1 protein-coding gene and 1 pseudogene are annotated in these 1452 nt (G+C 35.9%); one reads left to right on the forward strand and one right to left on the reverse strand.

The genetic code is table 11. The features are described 5' to 3' along the window. Nucleotides 1–154 precede the first annotated feature (154 nt). Nucleotides 155–1048 carry a tape measure protein gene (locus U881_RS13315; RefSeq protein ID WP_024653638.1) on the forward strand — a complete coding sequence of 298 codons (894 nt, stop codon included), beginning with the start codon at nucleotides 155–157 and terminating at the stop codon, nucleotides 1046–1048. Nucleotides 1049–1186: 138 nt separating this feature from the next. On the opposite strand, the pseudogene U881_RS12820 reads toward U881_RS13315, so the two are convergent. Then, nucleotides 1187–1452: pseudogene (locus U881_RS12820) on the reverse strand (hypothetical protein); the annotation flags it as partial.

Here is a 1452-nt window from a genome sequence, read left to right on the forward strand (position 1 = left end):
GTAGCATTCTTTAATGCAGTGCTCAGGTTATCTTTCTAAAGAAGGTGGACTTTATGATCAGAATTACTGGTTTGTAATTGTGCTAAGTGAACTTAATTTGTACATCAAGTGCCTTGAAAATGAAAGTATAAGTAAAAGCAAAGGGTATTGATATATGAAAGTAGACGAGATTTTGATTCCTTTGTCGATCCAGACTAAAGATGATTCGGGATTAAATACGATAGCTGATACACTGGGAAGGATTGCAGAACAGCAATTCGCAAATCTTGAAGATCTAAGATCAAGGCTAGAGAATGCATCTCATGCAGGAGCGGGATTTAATACTGTCTATAAATTTGTGCTTTCAAGTGCCGAAAAGATGATTAAGAATTTTAAGATTCTTGGTGATTCAATTAGGGGTATTGGAGATAATGTTAAGAATGTTAAAAGTATAGGTGGTGCTTTTAAAGGTTTTGGTAACATTTTGCAGGGTGTTAAAGGATTTGCCAATCAGGCAACACTAGCTTTAAGTCAACTCTTAGCTACTGTACTCCCAATACTTTTGCTTGTTAAAGCTCTTGAAATGCTATCTTCGGCTATTTCGGGCTTGGTCTCAGGTGCTATGGAGTCTGTAGAAGCCTTTAATAAAGAGATGACGACATTTTCTGAAATGTTAAACAATGCTGATGCTGGTAAAGATTTAGCTAATGATATGAGAGCTTTTAGTGAAGAGACTTTGTTTACTACTGAAGCTGTTCATAATGCAGCCAAAACTATGTTGCATTATGGATCTAAGGCTTCTGAGGTTAGTGAACGTATGAGAATGTTTGTAGAGGTTGCAGGAGGAAGTAGTGCAGGCCTTGAGAAATTGGCTGAGGTTTACTCTAGTATTGAGTCGAAAAATRATATTGCTGTAGAGGATCTTATAGCACTTCGTGATGCTGGGGTTGATCTTACTGAAGTTTTAGCAGAGGAAGCTGGAGTTACAGGGGAAGCTTTGTTTGAGATGGCAAACGAAGGTCGACTTGGATCTGATTTAATGAGCTTCGTGAAAGCAAAGCTTGATTAATTAAATATGTTAAAGCATCTTCATTATGCTTAATCCATGTCATTTCACTCTTCATCTACCTTATGAATTCTGATTGTATTTTATCTGCATACACGAGAACCTGTGTATAGTGACTTCGTTTGGAAATGTAATGCAGACCTAACTCGACTTTTTTTGAACATTCTTCACCCTAAGAGTATTAGAAATATTGTAAATTTCAACTGTCAAATTAGAAAGCATATCCTGTAAAAGCACAGCATCTTTCTCTACCATCTCTTTGGTTATCAGATTTCCATCTTGATCGAACAAATCAACAAATCCTACTACATTCTCTTTCCAGATTTTTTTTACAAAATCCATTTGTCTGTTAGTAACTTCCAGAACTCTTGTAGGATCAACTTCTTTAATCGAATTTTTAGTTAATT

The sequence above is a fragment of the Borrelia persica No12 genome, from assembly GCF_000500045.1.
Taxonomy (GTDB): Bacteria; Spirochaetota; Spirochaetia; order Borreliales; family Borreliaceae; genus Borrelia; species Borrelia persica.